Origin of the sequence: Dickeya parazeae Ech586, assembly GCF_000025065.1 — a bacterium.
Classification (GTDB): Bacteria; Pseudomonadota; Gammaproteobacteria; order Enterobacterales; family Enterobacteriaceae; genus Dickeya; species Dickeya zeae.
Genome location: NC_013592.1, coordinates 2,694,202 through 2,717,246, shown reverse-complemented (window position 1 = coordinate 2,717,246; position 23,045 = coordinate 2,694,202). Strand labels below are relative to the sequence as shown.

General features: G+C 52.8%; 24 protein-coding genes, 1 tRNA gene and 1 pseudogene. 5 read left to right on the top strand and 21 right to left on the bottom strand.

The genetic code is table 11. The annotated features are described in order from the left end of the window. The first annotated feature begins 62 nt into the window (after positions 1-62). Complete coding sequence (locus tag DD586_RS11905) at positions 63-716, top strand: CPBP family intramembrane glutamic endopeptidase (protein WP_012885070.1); 654 nt, start codon at positions 63-65, stop codon at positions 714-716. 376 nt (positions 717-1,092) lie between these two features. Here DD586_RS11905 and DD586_RS22120 read toward each other — a convergent pair whose 3' ends face one another. The 21 genes and pseudogenes from DD586_RS22120 to DD586_RS11805 all read right to left on the bottom strand — a co-directional run bounded on the left by DD586_RS22120 (position 1,093) and on the right by DD586_RS11805 (position 17,687). After that, a complete protein-coding gene (locus tag DD586_RS22120; RefSeq protein WP_012885069.1) occupies positions 1,093-1,239 on the bottom strand; it encodes a hypothetical protein in 147 nt (48 codons plus the stop codon). An 85-nt stretch (positions 1,240-1,324) separates the two neighbouring features. Next, a complete protein-coding gene (locus DD586_RS11895; protein WP_012885068.1) occupies positions 1,325-1,801 on the bottom strand; it encodes a GNAT family N-acetyltransferase in 477 nt (158 codons plus the stop codon). Positions 1,802-2,404: 603 nt separating this feature from the next. Continuing rightward, positions 2,405-2,647 (bottom strand): ABC transporter ATP-binding protein/permease, encoded by a 243-nt coding sequence (locus tag DD586_RS11890; RefSeq protein ID WP_012885067.1) that lies wholly within the window; start codon positions 2,645-2,647, stop codon positions 2,405-2,407. A 579-nt stretch (positions 2,648-3,226) separates the two neighbouring features. Then, positions 3,227-3,517 (bottom strand): hypothetical protein, encoded by a 291-nt coding sequence (locus DD586_RS11880; protein WP_012885065.1) that lies wholly within the window; start codon positions 3,515-3,517, stop codon positions 3,227-3,229. Positions 3,518-4,350: 833 nt separating this feature from the next. After that, a complete protein-coding gene (locus DD586_RS11875) occupies positions 4,351-4,872 on the bottom strand; it encodes a helix-turn-helix transcriptional regulator (RefSeq protein ID WP_012885064.1) in 522 nt (173 codons plus the stop codon). Between the two features lie 58 nt (positions 4,873-4,930). After that, entirely contained in the window at positions 4,931-6,625 is a 1,695-nt protein-coding gene (locus tag DD586_RS11870; protein WP_012885063.1) for a glycoside hydrolase family 24 protein, read from the bottom strand. Beyond that, on the bottom strand, positions 6,609-6,797 hold the full coding sequence (locus DD586_RS11865) for a hypothetical protein (RefSeq protein ID WP_012885062.1): 189 nt from the start codon (positions 6,795-6,797) through the stop codon (positions 6,609-6,611). Before DD586_RS11865 ends, DD586_RS11870 begins: the two co-directional genes overlap by 17 nt. A gap of 456 nt (positions 6,798-7,253) precedes the next feature. Further along, a complete protein-coding gene (locus DD586_RS11860) occupies positions 7,254-9,953 on the bottom strand; it encodes a TOPRIM and DUF927 domain-containing protein (protein WP_012885061.1) in 2,700 nt (899 codons plus the stop codon). Between the two features lie 10 nt (positions 9,954-9,963). Further along, positions 9,964-10,593, bottom strand: a complete 630-nt coding sequence (locus DD586_RS11855; protein ID WP_012885060.1) for a hypothetical protein — start codon at positions 10,591-10,593, stop codon at positions 9,964-9,966. Beyond that, a complete protein-coding gene (locus DD586_RS11850) occupies positions 10,590-10,796 on the bottom strand; it encodes a hypothetical protein (RefSeq protein ID WP_012885059.1) in 207 nt (68 codons plus the stop codon). The genes DD586_RS11855 and DD586_RS11850 overlap by 4 nt, the downstream gene beginning before the upstream one ends. Beyond that, entirely contained in the window at positions 10,789-10,977 is a 189-nt protein-coding gene (locus tag DD586_RS21425; RefSeq protein WP_012885058.1) for a hypothetical protein, read from the bottom strand. The genes DD586_RS11850 and DD586_RS21425 overlap by 8 nt, the downstream gene beginning before the upstream one ends. Further along, positions 10,970-11,167, bottom strand: a complete 198-nt coding sequence (locus DD586_RS22280) for a host cell division inhibitor Icd-like protein (protein ID WP_035343254.1) — start codon at positions 11,165-11,167, stop codon at positions 10,970-10,972. The genes DD586_RS21425 and DD586_RS22280 overlap by 8 nt, the downstream gene beginning before the upstream one ends. 26 nt (positions 11,168-11,193) lie before the next feature. After that, a pseudogene (locus DD586_RS22500) lies at positions 11,194-11,409 on the bottom strand (ash family protein); the annotation flags it as partial. 112 nt (positions 11,410-11,521) lie between these two features. Beyond that, on the bottom strand, positions 11,522-12,364 hold the full coding sequence (locus tag DD586_RS11840; protein ID WP_012885057.1) for an antA/AntB antirepressor family protein: 843 nt from the start codon (positions 12,362-12,364) through the stop codon (positions 11,522-11,524). A 14-nt stretch (positions 12,365-12,378) separates the two neighbouring features. After that, positions 12,379-12,825, bottom strand: a complete 447-nt coding sequence (locus DD586_RS11835) for a hypothetical protein (RefSeq protein WP_012885056.1) — start codon at positions 12,823-12,825, stop codon at positions 12,379-12,381. Between the two features lies 1 nt (position 12,826). Further along, positions 12,827-13,039, bottom strand: a complete 213-nt coding sequence (locus tag DD586_RS11830) for a helix-turn-helix transcriptional regulator (protein WP_012885055.1) — start codon at positions 13,037-13,039, stop codon at positions 12,827-12,829. Positions 13,040-13,176: 137 nt separating this feature from the next. Beyond that, on the bottom strand, positions 13,177-13,920 hold the full coding sequence (locus DD586_RS21100) for a hypothetical protein (RefSeq protein WP_012885054.1): 744 nt from the start codon (positions 13,918-13,920) through the stop codon (positions 13,177-13,179). A 167-nt stretch (positions 13,921-14,087) separates the two neighbouring features. Continuing rightward, positions 14,088-15,338 carry an integrase domain-containing protein gene (locus DD586_RS11820; protein ID WP_012885053.1) on the bottom strand — a complete coding sequence of 417 codons (1,251 nt, stop codon included), beginning with the start codon at positions 15,336-15,338 and terminating at the stop codon, positions 14,088-14,090. 177 nt (positions 15,339-15,515) lie between these two features. After that, a tRNA-Pro gene (locus DD586_RS11815) sits at positions 15,516-15,592 on the bottom strand. Positions 15,593-15,670: 78 nt separating this feature from the next. Then, on the bottom strand, positions 15,671-17,443 hold the full coding sequence (yejM, locus tag DD586_RS11810) for an LPS biosynthesis-modulating metalloenzyme YejM (protein WP_012885052.1): 1,773 nt from the start codon (positions 17,441-17,443) through the stop codon (positions 15,671-15,673). Between the two features lie 13 nt (positions 17,444-17,456). Further along, positions 17,457-17,687 carry a YejL family protein gene (locus DD586_RS11805; RefSeq protein WP_012885051.1) on the bottom strand — a complete coding sequence of 77 codons (231 nt, stop codon included), beginning with the start codon at positions 17,685-17,687 and terminating at the stop codon, positions 17,457-17,459. A 162-nt stretch (positions 17,688-17,849) separates the two neighbouring features. Between DD586_RS11805 and yejK the strand changes: the two genes are divergently transcribed. The 4 genes from yejK (at position 17,850) to DD586_RS11785 (ending at position 22,881) form a co-directional block, all read left to right on the top strand. Further along, complete coding sequence (gene yejK / locus DD586_RS11800) at positions 17,850-18,860, top strand: nucleoid-associated protein YejK (protein WP_012885050.1); 1,011 nt, start codon at positions 17,850-17,852, stop codon at positions 18,858-18,860. 144 nt (positions 18,861-19,004) lie between these two features. After that, positions 19,005-20,717, top strand: a complete 1,713-nt coding sequence (locus DD586_RS11795; protein ID WP_012885049.1) for a sensor histidine kinase — start codon at positions 19,005-19,007, stop codon at positions 20,715-20,717. A gap of 12 nt (positions 20,718-20,729) precedes the next feature. After that, positions 20,730-21,467, top strand: a complete 738-nt coding sequence (locus tag DD586_RS11790; RefSeq protein WP_012885048.1) for a LytR/AlgR family response regulator transcription factor — start codon at positions 20,730-20,732, stop codon at positions 21,465-21,467. 196 nt (positions 21,468-21,663) lie between these two features. Continuing rightward, positions 21,664-22,881 carry an L-lactate MFS transporter gene (locus tag DD586_RS11785; protein ID WP_012885047.1) on the top strand — a complete coding sequence of 406 codons (1,218 nt, stop codon included), beginning with the start codon at positions 21,664-21,666 and terminating at the stop codon, positions 22,879-22,881. The last annotated feature ends 164 nt before the right edge of the window (positions 22,882-23,045 follow it).

The window sequence follows — 23,045 nt, the reverse complement described above, 5'->3', positions numbered from 1 at the left end:
AGATGCCACAATTATTGGCGTTAGTAATGTTTAAGCAATAATTACATTTTCTCAGGGAAGATATGTCGCATCATATAGATCGTCTGGAACAATCTCTTTGGTGTTTCGGGTTACCTGTCCTTTGGTACAGTATTTCAATTTTTACGGGGATTTTGCTGTATCGTGGCATAGCGATTAATCCAGCTTATTCGTTAGTCTTTTTTACATTACTGGCCTTTATTATCATTGTGCCATTCTGGTTTTGGTACACAAAACGGTATGGATTGCTTTCTCTTGGGCCTTTTTCCTATCGTCTGATGCGTAAACTCACCGTTGTGCTGTTGCTCATTTTGATGCTGACAGGTTTGATAATGTCGAGAGAAGAGCGCTGGATGCAGCAGGTGACTGATTTTTCAAAACAAGGGTGGCTGAGTGTTGTGTTGGCGCTGGTTCTGCTCAGTCCTATCGTTGAAGAGATAGTATTCCGGGGTTTTTTGCTGCAGGGGCTTCTTACGTGGTTGCCTAATAATAGGTTGGCTTGCTGTATTCTGGTTTCGCTGTTATTTGCAGGTGCGCATACACAATATTCATCCACTGTAAGCCTCACTGAGTTAGTAGCAATATCATTGCTGCTGTGTTACGCGCGCCTGACCAGCAAAGGTCTGCTGATGCCGGTGTTAACACATATACTGGCTAATTCAGTCGTTTTGTTGTTCAGGTATGTCAGCGCAGCTTGATTTCACTTAATACTTGGATGCGAAGCGTGGTTGACTCGGACTCAAAATCAGCTTAGTGATAAATCAAATATTTTCGTTTTAGTGTTCTGCCCGTGGGGCAGTCGCCTCTTTCTCTATTGTAATAACAATCCGACACTGAGACACTACCTGCCAGTACGAAGCGACTGCGGGGGAATACCTTAACCGTGAATAAACACTTCCCGCATATGCCTCTGATCCACATCACTGGATGACAGCGGTGTATGCGTACCCATCCCAGAGTTGGCTACTGTGTGGGGAGACAGCGTTGCCTGCTGTGTATCTCTCTGACGGGTTGCCATGATTGCAACGTGAGTGATGGATTAGCAGTACGACCAACCAGCCGTGGACGAAGAAACTATCTTTTCTTTTTCAAAAGCCTTCCGATCAAGGACGCCAGGGCAAAAGCGAAAACAGACGATACGATGATCCTGATAATCAAGACTGAAAAGTAGAAATCATCCATCGCCTCTTCACCATCACCGCTGATAGCCAGGTGATTCATAACGATATCCTCAACTACATGCTCAGACAGAAGACATATTGTTAAGAAGAAAAAAAACAATATTACTCTGGCTATTTTTAGTACCTCAGCCCGCAATAACCTTACTCATGTTGATACCCGTAACACCAAATCCACTGTTCTCGTAGATATGTCGGGCACGGACATTATCACCAGCAACACGTAGTCTGATTTCTTTAAAACCGTTCTCCCGTAGATTTTCTTCAAAAGCGCGAAGAGTTCGTTTACCAAGCCCTATTCCCTGGCAGGAGTTGAAGATATGAAAATCGTAGATAAAAACACTACCCATAGCCGTATCTGGTTTATACCAGATATAGCCGATATGTCTGTCGGTTTGATCTGACCGTTCAAAAAGACACCATAGTACGTGCCTATGAGTATTCACTCCCCCAGTTAGTGTTTCCGATATTTCCTTAGTCGCTCTTACAAGAGAATCAGTTGGGGAAAGTCTATAGTTTGACCGTATCTCATCAGCATAATCAGGAATAAAATATTCAAGAAAAGCTGGATACTCTTCTTCAGTCATCGAACGGAACGAGATCATCCATTACTCCTTAGCGATAGTTCCTACAGCAAATCGGACAATATTAGTAACGTTGGTGGTTCCAGTGCGTCAATATAATTCGTTTTTTATACTTGGTTTCTACTGATGGTGCCTTGATATCTGATTGGGCAGCAGAGCCGGATGTAGAATACCGGGGCATGCCTATACCAATTCTTACAAATATTTTGCAGAGATTTGTTGGAATAATAGTGCCGTCGTCGTAACGACCGCTATTCTTGCCTAAGTCAGCATTTGCGAATGCAAGCAAACGAGATTCGTTCATTTCTAACGTTTCTCTGCTCGTAACCTTCGAGAATTGCTCTAATTTTTCTATATCAAAGGAGGGAATTCGTTCAAGTGCAAACTCTGGCTCTAAGCTGCCCGATAAATCGGACTATCTCACATAATAAAGATAACGACTGTTCTGGCATGGGGCAGTATAGGTCAAGTCATCCCACACTTTTGCAGATGGTCCTCGCTCGGTTCCGTTTTGCGCCTTGTTGACCCAATAACAAACCGAACCTCCACACCGGGCGAAACAGAAAATACGCAGACAGAAGCTAACGGCCCTGTGGGGGATAGTGGCGTCATTGCTTAATTTCCTTATTGCTCTGTTTCTCCTAACTTTTGAAACAGTTTATCCATTTCATCCGCCGCAACAAAATCGCCTGCATGGGCTTCTTTGATTGCCTGTTCAATTTCAGCAATCTGCCGGTATTCCCGCGCGAGATTCTCTTCAATAGACTCCTGTTCTACCAGAAAGGTGTGTACCCGTTCGGTCGCCGTTACTGGCGCGACTAATTGGGCAGAAGAATGGTCATTCAGGTGAACTGGCATAGCATCCATGATGAAACCTCACAGAAATGGTTATCTTGCATCTATTGTGGTTTCTGTAACGGAAGAGGGCAAGGTGACGAGAAAATAATGGGTAGTGGCGTATGTTTTCGGCTCTGCTTACGAGACTGAATCTTCAGGCTGTAAACGGGGTATCCCGGCAGATAACAGGCAACAAAAAACCCGCAAACTCAGAGAGGATGCGGGTTTCTGTGGGGTTTCCGTCAGTAACCGGTACTTCACGAGAGAAATTGAATTTTCAATGCAAGATAATGTTTTTATTTAATTTTATATGGTTTTATTTTTTCTTGTATAACTAAACGTATAACTAAAGCGAAAAGTCATCCTGAAAAATGGCGGTAGAGAGTTTGATTTTTCATTGCTTGATAATCTGCCCGACATGTCCCTCAGAACCAACAGGGGCAGTAAGGCGATGGCCCTTATCGAAAGTTGACCGGCGGTGTAATCGCTCTTGACCGACTCCCAGTCCGTCTTTGCCATGTTTGCTACTCCGTTATAACCATTAAAAAAGCCACCAGATGGTGGCCTTTGTGATGGCGATAAAAACTGCCCCAGTAGGTGGTTAAAGTTTCACTCGCTATCGTCTGTGTATGAATCCCTTACCGTTCCGAGCTTCGTGGAACCATGCGCTGAACTACCATCCCCCAAGAGAATGTCACAATCAAAGCCAGGATAAATTTTCTTGAAATGCCCTTCTTTCCACTCCTTGACGGTCATGTCATTTTTAGATGCGTTCTTCCGTGAGTACTGCGGCATATCTTTTTTATCACCGCGAACATTAGTCCCATCTGGATATTTAAAATCCACATCGAACCCCTGAACATCCCAAATCTTCTTTTCTACATTTTTTACCTGAGCCATGCTTTATCCTTTACATTACTAGTTTTTCATAAATGAATTTAATGTATCGGATGATTTGCAAGTATCTTTAGCAATTTTAATGCACTTGCATCATCTTGTTTTTTACCTCCCAAATTGCCGCCAGTTGCCCGTTTGCCTGATCAATCGCAGACACTAACGGATTAATCCAATAAACCGCCAGCGCCTATACAGTCTGCAACTGGAGGTAGTAGTACTATCACTCGCTTTACACCTCAACCAGCAAAGCCGATACATTCCGATACAGCAAACCTTAACATTTCTATACATCGTACTGGTCGCATAAATTGACACTTTCTCGCCCTTCGAATCAACGCAAACCCAATCCGTTGAGTGGCTTTCGCACGACAGAGCACAGGCCAGTAGAAAGCCCAATAAAGCACAAACCCAGTATTCACAAGGCTTTCAGCCATATCGGCCAATTGATTTCAATTGACGGGCAATTTGATTTTCAATTGATGAAATTGATTTTGAGGGTTGCGAATCTGTCCGACCGTCCAGTTTTCCGACCGTTTTGGAGGTTGGACACTTTACAGTGTGGTTTGTGTTATCAATGGCGTGAGGTGTGTAAGGTAACATGCTGATTATATTAATTATCAAGGATGTTTAGCCTTGAGGTGTACGCCGATTGGTGTCCGGCATCCTGCCGATGGCATATATAAATCTCTATAACGGTCGCTTTACACGTCAGGGCGTTCTTGACGCTGTCACGGTTAGACTGATGATAAACCCGATATTTCTGTACATCCCGGCGTAATGCCGATTTCAACAGCGTCCATAACTGCTAAGATTTTGCCTTTCACCTGGATGGCGGTTTATATGTTGTTGCCTTGCCGTAAGCACAACGCTGATAACCCCTGAGGACTCCAGTCAGCCTCATCATCAGGAATATGGAATGCGACATAGAAAAGCTCTGTCCGCAAAAAAGTGATCGCCGCATCCACACAGTCTTTATCGTAGAATTCGTGCCGTGCGCTGCCATCCATGTACAGAGCAATCATGGACTCCTGCGCATCGTATTGACTGCTATCAACGTCATAGCCCAATTCCTCGGCAGCAGCGATCAGGCGAGTTAGGCGAGCGGTGTAATTATCCTCATCGGGCTCCTTGCTATCGTGTTGCCTCACCCATTCAGCGGTCTGTTTCCACGTCATTTCGACAGTGCGATGCGGCCACGGTGAGGCATCGGCGTTACTGGTGCTGGCACGTTGTTGTTCCGTTGCGGACACATCGATTTTCGCACCAGAAAGCACCACGTCACCTTTTTTCACCCAGTCATACACTGTCTGGCGGCTGACACCGCAATGCCGGGCATATTCGGCCTTACTCATTAACATGGTTATTCCTCATGTTCTGTTGGTGGCGTTGATTGTATTCAGAAGGGGCCTGTGTTGATCACCTCCCCAGGGCATAAGACTGTTGCCAGCGCTTGGCCGTTTCACCAATTGCCGCGGCGGCTGCGTCTTTCATTTGTTGTTCATTCAGACCCGCGCCGGATATGTTGAACTCGTTTTGCTGGTTGACGACCATTCCGCCGCCAGCGCTTCCACCCTGCCCAATAACGGGTAGCGCCGCAGGTGTTGGCACGGATCCGGCTCTGTAACCGTAGTCACCCAGATAGTTCGCCATGTCTTCCTGTGACCTTTTAGGCTGCGCATAGGGAGACGACGGCAGGGAGGCCCATACACCACCCAGCCCATTTGTCGCCGACATAAAATCACCGTTGACGACGTTATCCAGCTGCCCGGCACGCTGGATTAGCCATAAAGCGGCCATGTCCTGACTACGGGGTGAAAAGTCGGTCAGGCCCAGAGCGGATGCCGCTTCATCCCACGATTTTTGAGTGAACTGGTAGCGCCCGGCGGCGGACGTTTTATTTTGGACTCCGTCCGTCTGCGTGAATGGCTTCATAATCCGGGGGTGGTCGGACATATTGGCAAACTGTTCACCGCCAAACAGGGTGTTATAGCCATTGTTCATGTATCCCGCCGTCCCTTCGGCTTTTGAGATAGCGTCCAGATATGCACGAGCGTTGGGATTGTCTACCAATTTTCCTATTTCACCGCTCGTCTGGCGCTGGTATGCCTCGCGCGGACTCACCCCGCCGCCAGACCCACCACGATTCAACAGGGGATTGCTCATGGCTCTGGCTTCATCGGTCGATGTAAAGATATTCCCCGGTGTAAAAGCTGCTGCGGCTTCGAGAGTCAGGGGATTAAAGAGCAGGCGAGACAGCAAGCCTCTGCTGGCGGTGGGAGCCAGCCCTTTGGGTGGGGTGGGTCGGAGGAGCCGCTTTAATATGCCGCTGCCTGCGACAACACTTCCCACCCCTGCCGTTGCCAGCACCCCGGCTGCTGCTCCCGGGTTTTCCTGAATAAATTTGTTGGCGGCTTTCAGCAGGTCGTTAACGACGGGAATAATCCCTTTTCCGAGCGAAATCGCTAACGCATCAAGATTGTTTTTGAACTGGGCCATTTCATCGTTAAACACCTGCGCATTCTTTAGCAATTCGTTATCAATCGGAAACGGCATGTTGCCTGCCATCTTCATGGATTCATCAAGAAAACCGCTGCCTTTTTCCGACAGCCTGATAAGTGGTGAGTCCTGGCCGGTTTCTGCCCCCTGACGTAAAAACGTTCTCTGGTCATAATTCATCTTGCTGTAGGCATTGATGAAGTATTTCAACCCATTCATGGCGCCCATACTGGCAAACTCGGTGGGGTTAAATGCCGCGCCCCAGTATGCCTTATCGCCCAACTGACCAAACCGCGCCTTTAATTGCAGGGCGGGGATCATCTTGGCAATGTCCTGCGCCGCTTCCGGGTTGATTTTAAGCCGGTTCATCGCCATTTCCAGCCCCTGAATCTGGCGAATGGTAAACCCGGTATTATCTGCAACGCGCTTCATTTCAAGCGCCGTCTGAGCCACACCAGACGTTAGCGCCCTGAGCCCCATGCCGGTACCGGCAACGGCAGCCAACTGGAGGACTTTGTCACTCACGCCTTTAATCGCATCGTTGGCCGCCTGAAAGGATTTGGCATCCATTTTCAGGCCAAGCGAAATCAGCAGTTCATCAATGGTCTGTGACATGCAACACCCCGATATCGTGTAATGCCTTATCCATCAGGCTGCGTGCGATAGCGTGTACCGTGGGCGCAATCCCCAGCGGTGACTGGCGGCGCTCCTGCTCCTGAATACGGCGGAGTGCCTCCACCTGATGCCTGCTGAGTAAAACCGGTTTGACCTTGCCGCCCGCCTCCATACATCCCCCTTGGCCTGATATTTATACAGTAATCATTATTTCATAAAATGAAATGATATCAATGTGTGTTGCGTAAATAGGGATAATGGCGCGTAGCCGGTTCATCGGACTACGGCTCTCTGCTTTTTTACCCCGCCACATTCCCCTATAGATCAGCAGAAAGATGTCGGTTCAGTTGGTTCAGTTGGTTCACGGGCCGTCAGGCCGCGCCAGCACTGGATGTGTGTGAACCAACACCGCGTCGGTTTCGTTGGTTCAGACGTGCTTTTTGTTGGTTCACGCAGCCCGCCAGCCAGAAAGTAACCGGGTACGTCGCCGTGTTGGTTCAAAACGCCCGGTTGTTGGTTCAGTGTTGGTTCAAAATGGAAAATATTTTCCTTACATAACAATCATCTTTACACATTGAACCAACTGAACTGACTGAACCAACACACCTTCTACGTGTGTGAAAGTCTCCTATTCTGGCGAGTCGTCCTCCGGTCGGTACTGAAGCACGTAGACGTTTATCTGTCGCCCATCAATGCGTGGTGACTTACGTTGATAGCCGCGCCCGCTGGTAGGGGGCGTCAACATGCCCGCACAGCGCAAGATTTCGGCAAACTGCCTGACGTTAAACCCCCTGGCGATTTCGCCCTCAAAGGTGGCCGGGAAGGTGTAGAACATCATCGGAGCGGCATCGTGCTTGCCCCTGTCCCTGTATCCGGCAAGGTCACGTATAGGCAGGTCTTGCGGGTTATAGGGCAGCGGGGCAAACCGGCTCAGGCCGTGGGCGTTCAGGAACGCTTCGCACTGCTCGATAATCTGCTGGTGCTCCTTGTTGCCGGTACCGAATTCGCGCACCCAGGCATTAAAGCTGTGCTGTATCGCATCCCGGCCAGCCTGTTCATCCCAGCCGGTAATGACCCGGCCCAGTGACAGCGCCGCGTCCATCACGGCAAAGCGGGCGGCCACCCGGTGAACCTGTTCGCCATAGTCGGCAGGAATGAGGCTGCGCCAGCGGGTTTCAGCGGCTCTCACGGCCTCGATAGCCTGTTGCGGGTGGTCGGCAAGGTGCTTAATCCACGCCCGGCCTGCGGCACCGTGGTACTGCTGGCAGGCGTCTTTCAGTGCGTCGGCGTGCTGTTTGCCGTTGGCGTGTTCATGAAAGCGTGCCGTTTTGCTTAACGGGATGTTCAGCAGCCGTACCAACTGGCCCGCCTTGGTCTTTCTGCCCACGCTGGCAATGAACGTTTCCAAATCCATTTCGCCGGTGCTGATTGCCACCGTGCGCCAGCGCTTTAACTCCCGGTTACCGCCTTCTTTGGCTCCCTGCAATTTGCCGACGCCGTTAAACAGTGCATAGGCGGCCTGTGCCACGCTCACCGGGTCAGCGCCCTGACCGACTTCATCCAGCGGCATCAGCGCGTCGTTGTGGGCGGCGGCTTCGTTCGCCAGCCCCAGCGCGGTGCCGTACCACGTCAGGCGCAGTAACTCCGGGTTACCGTACAGGCTGGTGGCAACGCTGGCGGTGGTGGTTTTCCCGGCGCTTGATTGCTCATAGAAATGGATGCCGAACCCGTCAGCGCCCACCAGGCCGATTAACGGGGCGGCCAGTGCCGCCGCCATACCGGTCATCATGGCGTAATTGCCCCCGGCAAGGCGGGCCACGGTGTCGCGCCAGCCTGCTGCCGTGCCGCTGACGGTGTAGCCTGCGGCGGCTGCGCTGCGCCCGCTGAACAGTACCGGCCTGTCGGGGGTGCCGATGATTTCCCCGTCCGGCATGAGGTAAGCCCCACACTGCCAGCCGGTCGCGTGGGCGATATGCCAGATATCCCGTGCGGCACTGCGCTGGAGCCAGTCGGCCAGAATGGCACGCAGGCTGTTTTTGGTGGTGACGTTCACGCCGCCGTTTTTCAGCGTTCGCCAGCCCTCGCGCTCGCCGATATCCGCCAGCGGAATGGCCTGTGTGGTGTCGGTCTTCGCGCCGATGGGCCGCCAGCGCATTATCAGATACTGGTCTTTGTCGTCCCGGCCAATGCCCACCACTGCCAGCGAGGAGCACAGCCAGCTTTCATTGTTGATAATCTCGCCGCTGTCTTTATCCACTTTGGGGGTTATCCAGAACACGCCATCCCGGCGGCTTTGCACATGTGGCTTTAACGGGTCGCTATGCGTTGGCCTGCTGTCGTCCGGTTCATCCGCTGGCGGCGAATACAGTGAGGCGGCAAACGCCTGCGTGGCGGCCATCAGCCCGTATTGCTGGCGGTAATCGTCCCAGTCGGCCTTGGTATCGGTGGGCGGCAGGGCCACCTGGCCGTTCACCGCACGGGCAGCTTTCTCCGCCCAGTCTTTCCCTGCGTTCGGCGTATCCGGTTTGATGTCGTTATCGGCGGCCAGAATGATACGAACGCGGGCATACCGGGTGCGCATGGCCTTTGCCACCGGTACCATGTTGCCCGCATCGATAGCGGCGAGGGTCAGCGCCTCCGGGCACATCTGGTGAACGCTTAATGCTGTCGCCAGCCCTTCGGCGATAATCACCGTATCGGGCTGTGCGGGCGCATTCACCGCGTGATACGCGCCGCGTTTCGCTGAATCTGCCACCTGCCGCTTGCGGCCATCGGGGCTAATCGTCTGTGCGGCGGCGGTGGTGCCGCTGGCGTCCTGTAACGTCAGCAGCAGGGTGCCATCGGGCAGCAGCGGATACGACAACCCGGTTAAGCCCTTTCCGGCCAGATAGGCAGACTCCCCCGGCTGTGCCTGTGCGATCAGTTTTTTCAGCCGGGCGGCAAAGCGTCGGGCTTTTTCTGCGGTACGGGCCTGCTCGTCGGCAGACGATGATTGCCGGGTATCATGCTGGCGCGTGTCCGGCGCTGGCGCACCGGCTGGCATTCCCAGCACGTCGGCCACCAGACGGGCGGCGTCTGCCGCATTACACTGGCGAACGTTCATCACCAGCGCCAGCCCGTCACCGGCTTCCGGCTCACAGTGGCGGCAATGCCAGGTGCCGCGCCCGTCCAGATTATCGAACTGGAAGCGGTCTTTACCCCCGCACGCCGGGCAGGGGGTGAGCGTGGTGGGGTGGCGGGGAACCTCAATACCCAGCAGGGCCAGCACATCAGGCCAGCAGCCCACCGCCGAGCGGGTCACTTCACGGATAAAATCGATATTGCGCATTCCATTGCCCTCAGTGCGTTGCCGGTGGCGGCAGCACGCTATCCAGCGCGAAGAGCTGTAACGCCTGGTCATGCAGGGTCGCCATCACACTGCGCCCGGTTTCGGTCAGCTCACCGGCCACCGGCCCCACCATAGCGACATAGAGCGCCAGCGCATTGCGCCGCCCGTCTTCCTCCCCGTATGTGGCTGTCATGGCCCCTTCGACCGCATCGGCAAGGGTTGCACGCTCTGCGGCAGGGAAAACGGGTAATTCACCGTACTGGCTGCGGTACAGTGCGGCGGGTGTCGGGTGGCCGCTGTCGTCCGTCACGGTGACGCAGCCGTTTATCGCTTCCTGTTCAAGCACGAATTTCACCGACACAAACCAGCGGAACAGGATCAGTTTTTGCCGGTCATCCGGCCTGAAATGGCCCTGTAGCATGGCATCGGTCAGCGCCCGCACCACCTGAACGCCGGTCAATAACGCCCGGTCATATTCATTGCTGTCCAGACGGGAAACGGCCTCATTAAAGGTCAGTAAGCAGGGTTCATCTGGCACGGCGGCGTTCTCATATGTGATTCGGATACCGTCGGGCCACAGGTCAACGTGACTACCGGCGCATTGCGCCGCCAGCATGGAAAGGGGGCGTTGTTTGTTCACTGTGGCTCTCCCGTTGGCGCAACAACCTGCCAGCCCGCCAGCCGGGCCAGCTCCAGAAAGGCATCCAGACAGGCGACGTGTTCATCATCGAATAACCGGCGGTCGCTGGAGGCTCTGCCGTTCTCCACATACACCAGCACGCGCCCGGTAAAGTCAGGCGGCACGCTCAGTGTGGCGTTGAGGGTGGGGAGCTGGTCATGCATGGGACACCTCCGCTTGTTCAGGCTCTTTCTGGCTGGCGCGATACAGGTGGTCGATACGCTCTTGCAGGACAAACAGCAGGATTTCACGCGCCTGCGATTCATCCGTGTTGACGGCGGCATAGGCCAGCGCCCGGCACTGGTCGATAATTTCATCCAGTTCTAACGGGGTGTTATCAAACATGGCGCACCGCCTTAACCGGCAGGCGGCCCGCGAAAAAGCAGAGGTGATCGCCAGCCAGTGTGCGGCGGGCTTCGTGTTCAGAAACGGCGGGGATACGATGAATGACCGGTTTTTGTGTGAGACAGTCGCGGCGGATTGCGGCAATAAGCCAGATAAATTGCGGTTTGGGGGTAGGGGTAGTAGCCAGCATGTGGCAGCCTCCTTGATCGGTGAAAACTTTTCACCACCGGAAACGCCAATTTCACTGGTGGTGAGCTGAACAGGGTTGGCGTAACCGGTGATCAAGGAACCCGGCGCATCTTTCGATGCCCCCATCCAGCCCACCATTACTTTGTGAGCGGCACGGATTATACCCGCAGCGCTGAAAAAAGGGTGAGTCAGATTAACGACACAAAAAAAGACGCTCGGCGCGTCATGTGTCGCCTCGATCATAGTCAGGACGCCAATCCCGGCACCAGATTTTGCTGGTGCCTGTTGAAAATAGCCCATCTGTGAAGCAAACGGCAAGCGATTTTTGCGTACCCTGCGGGCAACGTCGCGTAAGTTACGCATGATTCACCCCCAGCCGTTTTGCCATCCAGCGTTGAGACAGCCGGGTTAATTCGGCTTTGCGCTGGGGGTAGTCCTGCCCCAGTTCAATCAGCGTGATGTTGGTCTGCTCAAGGTAGGACAGGTGCTCCAGTTGGTCGGCGCTCATGCTGTCACGGGGTTCACCGGCCACATTGTTGACCTGCGCCCAGCCTTTTGCCGTCAGGCCGCCCAGTACCAGGCGGGCGATCATGTTGCTTTCGGTGGTGTAGTGGTGCGGCAGGGTTTTCTTGCCCAGCTCAGAACGGGCGATTTCCAGTGCGGCGCACATCGGTTTGAAGTAATTCGCGGCGGTCAGGCGGGCCTTCAACTGGCGGCGAAAACGGGCGGCCACTTCCGGCGCACTGCGGTGTAAGGCTTCCTCGCACTGGATGAAGTAACGACGAACGGCGCGGCCCTGCTCGTTGCGCTCAACCATTGCCAGCTCTTTTGCCATGTTAAGTGATAAGACATAATCCTTTTCAGGGCGTCCACGTTTGGTAATTACTGCCCGTTTTGGCAATAATTGCTCATAATTTGCACTTTGATTCACCAATTCAGGGGAATCAAAAGTTATGAAATCGACACCCTCCACAAAGCCGTATTCTTCTACCCTTCCCTTTATCCAGTTGGCAAAAAATCGCCCTACACCCAGCGCAATATGCAGGGATTTGGCGCTCACAATATTGGTTTCGCGTTCGCCTATCCGGCCAGAAATCACCGGGATTAATTCGGCAAAGCCATGACTGGAAATATCGCTCTGGCTGTTTTCAGGGTGAGCGAGTCCCTGACCGTGAAGGTCATTATTTTTTGATGTCATAAAATCAGGCTCCGTTAGCGGGCGGCGTAATCCGGGTACAGGCTTAGAATATGGCTGATTTCCTGCCGGGTAAGCGGCGGGTGGCCGTTAATCTCTGCGTTGCTATTGACCAGTCGAATGACGCGGGAAATATCATCACGCGTTGCAAACCGATAACGGTAATGACAGCCGATCCCGTCAACGTTAGGTTCGTCAATACGCACTAACCGAATATCAAGCAGGCGCTCTAATTCCGTGGCGTAATTCCGGCCAGAAGAAAGGCGGCAGTGGTGGAGAATGTCATTCTCGGTAAAACCACCCGCGCCGGAACGCAGCATGAAAACCCGTGCGCGATGCTTCTTAGGGACTGGTCTTATCCGCGCTGGCTGGTTATTATGTCCGCCAGCAATATGCATTTGCGTAGCAGGTCTATTTTGTTCACATTGACGCCCGGTAGCGCGGGCGTTTTTTGTTTGTGACATGTCACACCCCCGTCATCTGGTCGCGTTCTGCGATGCGCTGATTCAGCCAGGTATTAACGTCATCCTCAAACCAACCCACACGGCGCAGGCCGATGCGAAAGCCTTTGGGGAATTCCCCTGCATTGATCATGTCCTGAAAAGCGCTATCAGACTTCAGGCGCAAGATCGCTTTAACTTCTTTCTTCAGTAGGATTTTTCTTTCTGCTGGTGCCATTTCATCTATCTCCAACGATACCGGTAGATTCCGGCGATATGGGGATGTTGGCATAGGCGATTAGTGTCAGGGCAACATCATTTAGGGTAATGGTAATCTACCGTGAGGGTTGAGGGTGTTTACCCTCACGGTAGACTTTAAGCAGATTTAGACGGGTTACGGTCAATGGGGCAGGCGACTTTTTCAATAGCTTTGGCTGTGATTTCAACAAACCCATAATTGGTTCTCAGATCTGTGATTATGGCCTGCTGGTTTACTCTGGTATCGCTATTTTTAGGGTCATAGTTTACCCATTCGGTGTTTCTTATTCTGATAGCCTGAAATAGAGGGTCGTTATCGGCACCTCCGACAAATGATCCAATGTGGCAAGGGAGGAATTTCTTTAACTCTTGGATGTCCTTTTCCAGTTCGGTTATTTTGTTTTTCAGAGCGGCTATTGATTCTTTTGATTCCTCTGCGATTTCTGGTGATATTGGCTCTTGCTTGTGGTGTTGGCGACCTCCTTCAGAAAATGAATCTTCTGATAGTTCTTTTTCTGCCCAAGGCCATATATCAGATGCAAGAAAATCAGCATTGGTTATATAAGTATTAATATTTATTTCATGTGGTTCTAAAATGGTTTCGTCATTTATAAAACCGTTAAATGATGCAGGAAGTGGGGCAAGCACTTTAATAGGGGTTATTTCTTTTAGCTTTATGGCCTGTAAAATTGACTCTTTATAAATTTTGGCTTCTCTCCAGAATGTGTAGTTATTATTTTCTGCATCTATGATACTTTCAGCTTCGGAAGAGACTCCAGCCATTACAAGTGCCACTAGTTCCGCACTGACGATTCTCAATCGCCGAATATGTCGTGGAATATTTAACACTGAATCAGTCATCTACGCCCCTCGCATAGCCCTATGTGATAGAAGCCAGCGCCAGCCCGTAGGGATCGGGCGTTCGGGAGCTACCCTAGACGTGGCTTTATTCGGTTATCATTGGTATACACCGGAATCGTAGCGCGTATAGGGGAGGTGTGGGAAGACCCCCACTGTGATTTTATCCACTACTCTCCAACCACCCTCAAACCTCGTGCCCCGTCGGATGCTAACGCTTTCCCGGTGGCGGCGGTTTCAACAAACTCACCCCACCAGCACATCAGTACCTTGCGTTGCTCCAGATAGGTGGAACGGTTGTAGGCGCGGCGCACTTCATTGGTGTCAACGTGAGCTAGCGCGGCTTCGATGACGTCCGGCGGGAAGCCTGCTTCGTTGGCGGCGGTACTGAAGATAGCGCGCAAACCGTGGGACACCAGCACGCCTTTGTAACCCATGCGACGCAATGCGGCGTTAGCGGTTTGGCTGTTCATCGGCTGTTTCGGGTCTTTAGCGGAAGGGAACAGATATTCCCGGTGCCCGCTGATTGGCTTCATGGCGTCCAGAATGGCTAACGCTTGTGAGGGCAGGGGAATGACGTGCTCGCGGCGCATCTTCATGCGGCCAGCCGGGATTGTCCAGGTGTTCTCCGTAAGGTCTAGCTCGCTCCAGCGGGTTTCTGCGGCTTCAGCCGGGCGGGCAACGGTCAGCAATTGCCATTCAATCAATAACCGGGTTTGTAGCTCGATGCTGGCGACCGATAGTGTTTTCATCAGGCCAGGCAATGCCTCTGGCCGGATGGTCGGCATATGGGTTTTCACCGGTGTCTGAAATGCTTTGCGGATTTTCGCCGCCGGGTTAGCCGGTATCAGGCCGGAGTTAACGGCATAGTCCATCACTTCGTTAATACGCTGGCTAACCCGTTTAACGGTTTCCAGTTTGCCACTGGCCTGTATCGGTTCCAGCGCAGTGATGAAATGGCGGGCGGTAAGCTGGCTGATAGGCTGATTTGCGATGAACGGGAACACGTATTTTTCCAATGAGCGCCAGATATCTTTAATCGTGTTTGCAGCCAGCGGTTGAGATTTTTTCACTTCGTACCAGTCGGCGGCGACTTTGGCGAACGTGTTCTGGTTGATGGCTTGTTCTTGTTCGCGCTGCTGTTGCTGGTGGAATTGCGGATCGATGCCTTTGCTTATCAGGGCTTTTGCTGATTCACGCCGTTGCCTGGCTTCAGCCAAAGAAACCGCAGGGAATGCGCCAAAGCTGATTAACGCTCGTTTCTTTGTATCAGGGCGGTAATAGTTAAAGCGCCAGATTTTAGAACCGCTCGGTTTCACCAACAGATACAACCCATCCCCGTCTTGTAGCGTGTATTCCTTCTCGGCAGGTTTGGCGGCTTTGATCTCGGTATTGGTCAGCGGGGTAGTTATACGGGCCATCGTAGTTATACGGTTTTGTAGTTATATGGGGCGGTATAACTAAGCGTATAACTAAATTTTCCGGCTGTAAACGGGGTATCCCGATAGATAACAGGCAACAAAAAACCCGCAAACTCAGAGAGGATGCGGGTTTCTGTGGGGTTTCCGTCAGTAACCGGTACTTACGGAAGGTGTATTTGGTCGGCACGAGAGGATTTGAACCTCCGACCCCCGACACCCCATGACGGTGCGCTACCAGGCTGCGCTACGTGCCGATGCTATGGGCCGCTATACTACCGTTTCCTGACCCGATTGCAATAGCCGCCCTAAACGACTGCTTTAGATTTAGGCAGTTAGTTGGCAATAAATCGCCGTTCAGTCGTCAGCACCTGCAAGAGCAACCCTAACTGCGGTTTTTCATCCGGTAATAAGTGGCCATTGGCGTCGTAAGCCCGGTAACTGCCGTTGCGACCGAGCTGAATGACCTGCTGCGGTGTGATGATGGTCAGCGAATTGCTGTCACCGTTGAGCAGCCAGTTGGTGCGTCGTTCAGCGCTGAACAAGTCCTCTCCCTGCGAGTAATCTTCCGTCGCCGTTTTCACATGCAGCAAGCGTTGCATCAGCGTGGTCATCACATCTTTCGGGTCAGTCATTTTGCTTATGGTCTGTGCCGGGGTTTCAGGCCAGTGAACGACCAGCGGCACTTGGCGGTGTTCCCGGTTCATTGGCGACGGGTCGTCGTCTTTGAGGCGTTCGGCACTGCTTTGTTCGGCGGTAATCACCACCACCGTTTTATCGAGCAGGTTTTTCTCCCGCAGCGTCGTGATGATGCGGTCGATTTGTTCATCAATACTGGCGGTATCCTGACGGTAGCGACGCTGTTGTTCGCCAGCGGCAAGCGGGCGGCCATTACTGCCTGCGGTCGCGTGGTTGAACTCGATGAACGAGAACCAGGGCGAACGGGTACCGGTATTGTTGTCCAGCCACTTGACCCACTGTGTGGTGATAGCGTCATCGCTTTGCGGTTGGGGCGGTGGCAGTGAGAAGTCGGATAACAGTGCCTGACGGTATAATGGACTGTTAAATCCGCTGGCGGAGAACAGACCAAACTGGTAACCCTGCTGACTCAGGGCATCGATCAGCGCAGACGGTTTGCTGCTGCCGAGTATGCCGTCCATGTAGGTGGTGGAGATGCCATAAAACAGGTTAAACAGACCACCATCTTGCTGAGTACCGGCGCTGAAATAGTTGCTGAAGCGAACGTTTTCTTCGGCGAAGCGCGCCAGATTAGGCATGGAATGCGGTGTGTCCTGATCCGGCACGCTGTCCATCACCACCAGCAACAGGTTATAGCCACTGCCTGCGTCGCGAAAACGGATGTCGCTGAGCGGGTATTCGACCGAGACCGCGTCCGGGTTGCCCTGCAATGCCAGACGGCGCTCATATTCTTGCGCATTGAGCAGGCCATGTTTCTCCAGAAAACGGCGGGCCGTCATCGGGTAGGAGAGGGGCAGGTTGGCGCGTTGCATGGTGATCGGGCGGTAGAAATTGGCATCCGCCCAGATGTACATCAGGTGAGACAGGCAAAACGCCACAATGAAGACGGCCGCCATCGGTCTGGCGAAATGACGCCGGTTAAGGCTGCGTAGCTTTTGCCAGCACCAGGTGCCGAATAGCATCTCCACCATGAAAATGACCGGCACACTGATGAACAGTAGCTGCCAGTCGCGCACCATTTCGCTTTGGTCCGGGTTGGTCACCAAATCCCAGACCGTCATATTCAGGTGGAGATGAAAACGGCTGAATACCGAGGCATCAACGATCAGCAGTGTCTGACCGGTGGTGGCGAGTGCCGCAGACAGGAAGCGCAGCAATCGCTGCGACATCACAATAAATGTCAGCGGGAAAATGATCAGCAGGTAGGTAGAAAAACCGATAAAGCTGAAATGCCCCAGCCAGCTTACCAGCGAATACAGCCGTCCAGGCAGTGACGATGGCCAGTCGGCAACGAACAGATAACGGCTACCCAACCCCAGTGCGAGTAGAATGTTGAACAGGGCGAACCAGTGCCCCCAGCTTATCATCTGGGAGACTTTTTCACGGTAGCGCGGACGGTTGGTTACCATAAACGGGCCGGTATCAATGGATGTCGTTGGTTTTTATAGACGCTTGCAACGCGTCGGCAAAAGAACCCGCCAACGCCTCGCGCTGTTTCGGATTCGCGATGCTGGTATTGAGCAGATTGGTGACCATGTTGCCGAGCACCATCAGTGCAAGATCGGTCGGAGTGTGGTGCTTTTCCAATACATTGACCAGATCAGTCAGCAGTTGTTCGATTTGTTCGTCACTATAACGGGATGATTGCGGCATAAAATCGTGTATCTCTGGTGGTGAAAGGCAAATATATTACCGTATAGGGGCGTGGTTTTCCGCACTTTTATCAATACTGCCCGCGAGAATCGAGGTGCTTTTGAGTTGCATGCCGGAACACCTGGTGTTTGAATACGCGCCTTACTAGAAGGAGAGTTTACCATGAGTCTGGATATCGACCAGATTGCCCTGCACCAGTTGATCAAACGTGACGAGCAGTCGCTGGAAATGGTGCTGCGCGATTCGTTATTGACCGTGAATGGCGCGGTCAGCGATATGATGGCGGAGCTACATCGCGTCTACAGCGCTAAAAGCAAGGCGTATGGCCTGTTTAATGAAGAGAGCGAACTGGCGGCGGCATTGCGTTCCTGCCGTAAAGGCGATGATGACTTTCTGGCTTTCTCGCGTGCGGCGACGGGCCGGTTACGTGACGAACTGGCGAAATACCCCTTCGCGGAAGGCGGCGTGGTGCTGTTTTGTCAGTACCGTTATCTGGCAGTCGAGTACCTGCTGATTGCGGTGCTGAACAGCTGTAATAGCATGCGGGTCAACGAACAGTTGGATATCAGCAGCACCCATTATCTGGATATCCACCATGCGGATATCGTGGCGCGCATCGATCTGACCGAATGGGAAACCAGCCCGGAATCCACCCGTTACCTGACGTTTCTTAAAGGTCGCGTTGGCCGTAAGGTGTCTGATTTCTTTATGGATTTCCTGGCGGCGGCTGAAGGACTGGATACCAAGGCGCAAAATAAAGGGCTGCTGAAGGCGGTAGATGATTACTGCTCGGATGCACAACTGGATAAAAACGAGCGTCAGCAATACCGTCAGCAGGTGTACAGCTACTGCAATGAACAGTTGCAGGCTGGGGAGGAAATCGAACTGGAGGCGCTGTCAAACGAACTGCCGCCACTGGGCGAGAAAACCTTCCAGGCGTTTACCGCCGAGCAAGGGTATGAGCTGGAAGAGAGTTTCCCGGCGGATCGCAGCACGTTACGCCAGTTGACCAAATTCGCCGGTAGCGGCGGTGGGCTTAGCATTAATTTCGATGCACTGCTGTTAGGCGAACGTATTTTCTGGGATCCGGCTACTGATACCTTGACCATCAAAGGTACACCACCTAATCTGCGCGACCAGTTGCAGCGTCGGTTCGGCGGCGGCAATCGCTGATTTTTCCCTTTCCTTCGCATTCTTCGCAGGCCTCCCACCGTGGGGGCCTGTTCAGGCAGAAATATCTCTGATGGCAAACGGGTTTGGCAGTGCTTGCCCCTTGTTTTATGATGGGTATTCGGCTGTATAGGTGGTGAGATTCCCGTGCGTTCTATCTTTGACATGGTGCTGGCGGTATATGACCGTGCGGCGCTGATGCTTATTTGCCTGTTTTTCCTGACCCGAACACGACATTTTCGTCAGCTACTTCAGCAGGATGAGCATTCACGCTTTGACCTGGCGGTGGTTACTGCCATCTTTTCGCTATTTGCGTTATTCAGTACCTGGTCTGGCATCAATGTGGAAGGGTCACTGGTGAATGTGCGGGTGGTCGCGGTGATGTCTGGCGGTATCCTGTTTGGGCCGTGGGTGGGCATTACCACAGGGGTGATCGCCGGGGTGCATCGCTACTTGATCGATATGCACGGCATTACCTCGGTCCCTTGCCTTATCACCAGCATTATCGCCGGGTTTATGTCTGCCTGGATTCACCACCGCATCCCGCGTGATCGCCACTGGAGTGTGGGGATTGTCGGCGGCATGTTGTGTGAGTCGCTGACTATGTTGCTGGTGGTACTGTGGGCTCGGCCGTTTTCACTGGGGCTGGACATTGTCGCGCATATCGCAATTCCGATGATTTTGGGGGCGGTCAGTATCGGTTTGATCGTGCTGCTGGTGCGTAGCGTGGAAGGGGAAAAAGAGGCGGTTGCTGCGCGGCAGGCCAAGCTGGCGCTGGATATCGCCAATAAAACGCTACCGCTGTTTCGCCATATCAATAGCCAGTCGCTCAGTACGATCTGCGATATTATCCGTCGCGATATCGATGCCGATGCGGTGGCGATCACTAATACCTCGCAGGTGCTGGCCTACGTGGGGGTCGGGGAAGAGAACTACCACAGCGGTGATCGTGACCTGAGCCCGACGACGCAACTGGCGCTCAAGAGCGGAAAGATTATCATCAAAAACAATGATGAGGCCTACCGCACTCCGGAAATCCATTCGATGATCGTCATCCCGCTGTGGGAAAAAGGCGAAGTGACTGGCGCGCTAAAAATCTATTACCAGCGGGCGCACCGCATCACCTGGTCGCTCAAAGAGATGGCTGTCGGGTTGTCGCAAATCATCTCCACCCAGCTTGAGGTGTCACGCGCTGAGCAACTGCGTGATATGGCAAACCGTGCGGAGCTGCGGGCGCTGCAAAGCAAGATCAATCCACATTTCTTGTTTAACGCGCTGAATGCCATTTCCACCTCTATCCGGCTTAACCCGGATACCGCGCGCCAGCTTATTATCAATTTGTCGCGTTATCTGCGCTACAACCTGGAGCGCAATGACGAGGAACTGATTGATATAAAAAGCGAGCTTTATCAGATAAAAGATTACATCGCTATTGAGCAGGCGCGCTTTGGCGATAAGCTGACGGTGATTTACGAGATTGATGAGGACGTCAGTTGCCTGATTCCCGGTCTGCTGATTCAACCGTTGGTTGAAAATGCGATTGTGCACGGTATCCGTTCTTGCAAAGGCAAAGGGGTGGTGACGTTGAGTATCCGGGAGCAGGGCGATCGTATCCGGGTGGCGGTGCGTGATACCGGTATTGGCATCAGCGATGAGGTGATTGCCCGCGTGGAGCGCAATGAGTTACCGGGTAATAAGATTGGTCTGCTCAATGTACATCATCGGATCAGACTGCTGTATGGGGAGGGGCTGCACATCAGTCGCCTTAACCCTGGGACGGAAATCGAATTTTTTATTACCCGTGACAACACTGAGCGTGTGGATAACGCGGTGGCGTTTCCCTCAGAGCAGGGCCGGTGACAGGAGAATAACGTGAAGGCGATCATTGTCGAAGATGAATTTCTGGCACAGCAGGAGTTGAGCTGGCTTATCAAACAACACAGCCAGATCGACGTGGATGCGGTGTTTGATGATGGCCTCGATGTGCTGAAATACCTGCAGGATAACCGGGTGGACGTCATCTTCCTTGATATCAACATCCCTTCGCTGGATGGGGTGATGCTGGCGAAAAACATCAGCCAGTTTGCGCATAAACCGCTGATTGTTTTCATTACCGCTTATAAAAATCATGCGGTAGAGGCGTTTGAGCTGGAAGCGTTCGATTATATTCTCAAGCCGTATCATGAAACCCGCATAGTCGGCATGCTGCAAAAACTTGAAGCGGCGTGGCAGCAACAGCAATTACCGGCGCATCCCAGCAGCGACAGCACCCGTCCGGCACCGATGACCATCAATCTGGTCAAAGATAAGCGGATTATCGTCACCAACATCCACGATATCTATTACGCCGAATCCCACGAAAAACTGACCTTTGTGTACACCCGGCGTGATGAGTTCGTCATGTCGATGAACATTACCGAGTTTTGCAGCCGCTTGCCGGAGGCCTACTTCTTTCGCTGCCACCGTTCGTATTGCGTAAATTTGAGCAAGATCCGTGAGATAGAACCCTGGTTCAACAATACCTATATCCTCAAACTGAGCGATCTGGATTTTCAGGTGCCAGTGAGTCGTAGCAAAGTGCGGGAATTCCGTCAACTGATGCGTCTGTAGTGGTTAGGAGGTCAGACGTCAGACATGAGAAGATAGATTTACTGTCATTAATACCGCTCTGGATGCATTTCATTCCCTGATTCATGCCGTTCATGCCGTTCTTTAATCCGTGGTTGTGACCCCTCCTTATACTGGTGCCATTCGCAGGCCGTTTTGCCTGCTTTGTCTTCACACCAGAAAAATCGAGGCTACCGTTATGAACGGAAAACCAGTAAATCGCGGCGTTATTGTTGCCGGAACCATCCTGTCTCAAATGGGGTTGGGAACCATCTACACCTGGAGTCTTTACAACCAACCATTGGTTGATAAATTTCACTGGCCGCTCAGTTCGGTTGCCACAACGTTTTCCCTTACCAGCTTTTTCCTGGCTTTCGCGACCTTGTTTGCTGGCCGCATTCAGGAGCGTATCGGTATCCGCAAGCTGACATTGATTGCCGGTCTGGTGTTGGGTGTGGCGTTGATGGCGACATCCATGGTGTCGTCATTGCCGATGCTGTGGTTGCTGGTCGGGCTCGTGGTCGGGTTTGCCGACGGTACGGCATACATCACCACGTTATCCAATCTGATCAAGTGGTTCCCGAATCGCAAAGGTGTGATTGCCGGGGTGTCCGTCGGCGCATATGGCACCGGGAGTCTGGTGTTTAAATACGTCAATAGCGCGTTGCTGATGCATGTTGGTGTGTCCCAGACGTTTTTCTGGTGGGGAGCCATGGCGTTAGTGATGATCACCGGCGGCGCGATGCTGCTGAAAGACGCACCGGCACAGCCGGTCCAGACGGCGGCTCAGGGTGGCAACGTTAACTTCACCGTCAGTGAAATGCTGCGTCGCAAAGAAGCCTGGTTGTTGTTTGTGGTGTTCTTCACCTCCTGCATGAGTGGGTTGTACTTGATCGGCATCGTGAAGGATATCGGCGTCAAAATGGCTGGGCTGGATGTGGTCACGGCTGCCAGCGCCGTATCAGCGATTGCCATTTGCAACACAGCCGGTCGCCTGATTCTGGGGTATCTGTCTGATAAAGTCGGTCGCTTGCGGGTGCTGAACTTCACGCTGCTGGTCACTGCATTGGCGGTCACAGTGATGGCGTTCCTGCCGCTCAATGCGATGACGTTCTTCCTGTGCACCGGGGCGGTAGCCTTCTGCTTCGGCGGAAATATCACGGTCTACCCGGCGATTGTGGCTGATTTCTTTGGCCTCAAACACCACAGTAAAAACTATGGCCTGATTTATCAGGGGTTTGGCTTAGGCCCATTAGCCGGTTCCTTTATCGCCGCCGCACTGGGCGGGTTCCACAGCACCTTTATCGCTATTGCGCTGCTGTCGGTGGTTTCGCTGGTGATTACCCTGTTTATCCAGCCGCCGAAAGCGCCGCGTGAGCGTGATATCCCGCTGGTTGCCCAAGGTAGCCACGCCTGATAATCACCGTTTTCGTGTAGCCAAACGCCATCGCCAACTGCGGTGGCGTTTTTTTATCTGGAGACTGATGTTGTGTGGGTATGGCAGAGAGCAACATGGCAGGGAGAAGTCGCGAGAAGGCACAAACAAAAACGCCGCACAGTTGTGCGGCGTTTTTGCTGGCT